General features: G+C 51.3%; 3 protein-coding genes and 1 pseudogene. 2 read left to right on the top strand and 2 right to left on the bottom strand.

Annotated elements, in window-relative coordinates; translation table 11 throughout:
• Window positions 1–328: 328 nt before the first annotated feature.
• On the bottom strand, window positions 329–658 hold the full coding sequence (locus B4968_RS22435) for a hypothetical protein (protein ID WP_083101396.1): 330 nt from the start codon (window positions 656–658) through the stop codon (window positions 329–331).
• Between the two features lie 295 nt (window positions 659–953).
• On the opposite strand from B4968_RS22435, the pseudogene B4968_RS22430 reads away from it, so the two are divergent.
• Window positions 954–1614, top strand: a pseudogene (locus B4968_RS22430) (transposase); the annotation flags it as partial.
• A 211-nt stretch (window positions 1615–1825) separates the two neighbouring features.
• On the opposite strand, the gene B4968_RS22425 reads toward B4968_RS22430, so the two are convergent.
• Window positions 1826–2860, bottom strand: a complete 1035-nt coding sequence (locus B4968_RS22425; RefSeq protein WP_083101395.1) for a calcium-binding protein — start codon at window positions 2858–2860, stop codon at window positions 1826–1828.
• Window positions 2861–2978: 118 nt separating this feature from the next.
• Between B4968_RS22425 and B4968_RS23900 the strand changes: the two genes are divergently transcribed.
• Window positions 2979–3169: hypothetical protein (locus B4968_RS23900; RefSeq protein WP_206601137.1), on the top strand; the 191-nt coding region annotated here is incomplete at its 3' end.

Below are 3169 nucleotides of genomic sequence, written 5' to 3'. Positions count from 1 at the left end.
TAGGGGCGGACCACTTCAAAGGGGGAGGCTCAGGACGATCCTGATCTTCTCTTCAGATGAATAGTGCTTGCGGGTCGCCCGTTTGATATCTTTGACGATCTTCTCGCTAGGGCTTTTGCGTATTCCTGTTGTCTTTCTCATCATCCACCCCTCAGTGGTTACGATGAGCCAAGAACTCTCTCTTATCAAATACCGCTATTTGGACCCATAAGCGCTGACGTCAGACAGCGCGGCAGCAGCAAGAAATTTAATAAGTCCTGAGCCCCAATTACGCCAGGTCCTGTCCAGAAACCGGGGAATTAGGTCAGGGTGTGTTTGCAGAAAACGTCTACAAATCTCCTCCGCTCAACTCAGGAAAACCGTAATTATATATGTCTTCGTCTCCACGAGCGACCGACAAACAGCTCTGCGCATTAGATTTCGCCAAAGCCAAGCTACTTTGATATTTTAAGTCTAAAGCCATGCATCCGCGGATTCGGCTATTGAATTCGTCTTCAGCCAAGCTTTCGAGACATTCGTCAAACTCCATAATCGTAGATATTTGCCAAACTATTTGCTCCAGCCTCTTTCTGGCTGACTGAATTCCATCTTTGTCCAGATTGCTTATCTTGAGAGCTACGCCCTCTTCTTCGGCGATGATTTCAATACTAGGTTTCAACTCGATAATCCATAAATGATGCTTTGCAAGCACTATAGCAAGCAGAGCAGAACAGGCGCAATATGTGCCTGCCGCGCTTGAGACCTGCCCCAAGTGCACGTTTAAGCTACCTTGCGTTCGAAGGCCACGGGGCTTTACCTCCCAAATGCTGAGTGGCGTCGACTCGGATTGTAGACGCCGTGTGTGGATGCCCCTTTCAATGCAAGAAGTTGTTCTGATTGCTTGGACTTTTTTGCACTGAGCCTCCCCCTTTGAAGTGGTCCGCCCCTATAGTTAGGAAAGCGGAGGACCAAGTATGGCCATAAAGAGACCCAAGCCTGAAGAGATTGTCGTGAAGTTACGGCAGGTTGAAGTTCTATGGGACAAGGCATGCCCCGGATTGATGCGATCCGTCAGATCGGCGTGACGGAGCAAACCTATTACCGCTGGAAGAAGAAGTACGGCGGAATGGGCACGGAACAACTCAAGGAACTGAAGCGTCTTCAGAAAGAGAACGAGCGCCTTCGGCGCGCGGTTTCTGACCTGACACTGGACAAATTGATCTTGAGGGAAGCCGCAACGGGAAACTTCTGAGCCCCTCGCGCCGACGTGCCTGCATTGATAGATGAAGGTTTCTGAGCGTCGCGTTTGTCGCGTCCTGGGCCAGCACCGATCCACGCAACGTCGAGCACCACAGGGGCGTGATGACGAAGATCGCTTGGTCGCAGACATGATCGAGCTGACGCGTCAGTCCGTCGATATGGCTACCGCCGGGTGGCTGCCTTGCTGAGGGACGCAGGCTGGCCCCCTCTCGGCAGATTGCTTTGCAATCGCCTGCCGGGCAGCGAGTGAATGACAAACGTGTCGAGCGTTTGTGGCGACGTGAGGGGCTCAAAGTGCCTATGAAACAACCGAAGAAAGGGCGACTGTGGCTGAACAACGGATCATGTGTCCGGCTGCGTCCCGAATATCGCAATGAATCGCCCACCTGCGCCAGAGGCCATCGTTCCGATGGACCAAAGGCCAATCATGCACTAACTTTCAAGTTGGACCACTCAAGTGGGGCTGCTCAGGACGATGCTTCGCATGACCTTGCCGGCCAAGGCATAGTCAGTCTCCTTTGTTACAGTATATGCTATCAAGGAGCGGCATCAAACCGCGACAGGTCCAAAAGACCGGACACGCTCCTCAGATCCGCTGTTGGATGGACACGTTTGATTTTACATCCAATCCATGCGCCCCTCTAACATGAGCAACGACGTCTCCGTTCACGAGCAAATCCGCACCATTCCCGTCTTCCCAATCACGAAACTCCAGTGAGTTCTCCACATCGAAAGGCAGTTCTCCCGAATACGAAAGCATGATGACATCTTCCGGAGGGGTGAAATCTATGATTGTTGGTTCATATCCATCGGGGTATTCGCCAAGATCAGTTGGCCAGGTTGGAGCGTCCGAGTATTGATCGAAAACCTCTTCATCGTAAAAATCAATCCGGAAAGTATCTTTGCCCTGCCCCCCCTCGAGAGTGTCTTGACCGGCCACGTCTGGATCACCTGAACGAAAATCGACATCCTGTAACCACAAGCTAGCCGACAAGGTATCATTCCCCTCTCCACCGGAAAGAAAGTCAGACTCCTCCCCCCCAATCAGTGAATCATCCCCCTCATCACCGTAAAGGCTGTCGTGACCGACGCCGCCAATCAGGGTATCATTACCTGCGCCGCCATGCATACTGTCATCCGAGTGAACTGACCAATCGTCGTCCCCGCCCCCCAACAACAAATCGTCGCCTTCATCACCAAAGATCGTATCATTACCATACGAGCCAGAAATTGTGTCGTTGCCTGAGCCCCCATTGAGCTGGAAATCGTGGTATGCTCCAGCAGAGATACTGTCCTCACCATTCCCTCCGAAGATGGTTGATTCTGCATCCAAATATCGAGAAGAATAACTTCCAACATCAATGGTATCATTGCCGTCGCCGCCAAATATCAAATCAGCGCCATCAAGACCGTCGATCTCATCGTTTCCTTGGCCAGCATGAACTAAGTCACTTCCACCTGTACCCTCAATTTGATCTGAGCCATCAGTTCCCGAAATCTCATTGTCGAAATCAGTATCATTCGCACCGCCATCGAAATCACTATTGCTGGCTTCATCCGAACTCCCAAAGTCGATGAACATTAGCCCAGCAATCATAGGCAACAGAATTAGACCTAACATGTTTCCATCCAACTCACTGATGTCTACTCAACTCACTTATTGACTTCCAGCGTGAGCGAGTACATCTATTTGAGCAAGTCAAAAGTCCTTACAGTTTAATTGAGGTGTCCCTAGCTGTTTGATCCCATGGTTTGATGGTGCGATCTGTTCTTTGGAATGGAAGGAAGCATTGTGGGACAAGTACGTCACGGCTGCGCCGCGACCACGCACGCCGTCAGAGCAGCAATACAGCGATCCATTGGCTGACAGGGTTATGCGTAGCATGATCCCGAGAAGCGCAATGAACCGCGCCGTGTTTGTCGGAGGCTG

The organism is Pseudophaeobacter leonis, from assembly GCF_002087335.1.
Lineage (GTDB): Bacteria > Pseudomonadota > Alphaproteobacteria > Rhodobacterales > Rhodobacteraceae > Pseudophaeobacter > Pseudophaeobacter leonis.
Note: the sequence above shows the minus strand (reverse complement) of the source record. Positions and strands in the feature narration are given on the sequence as shown.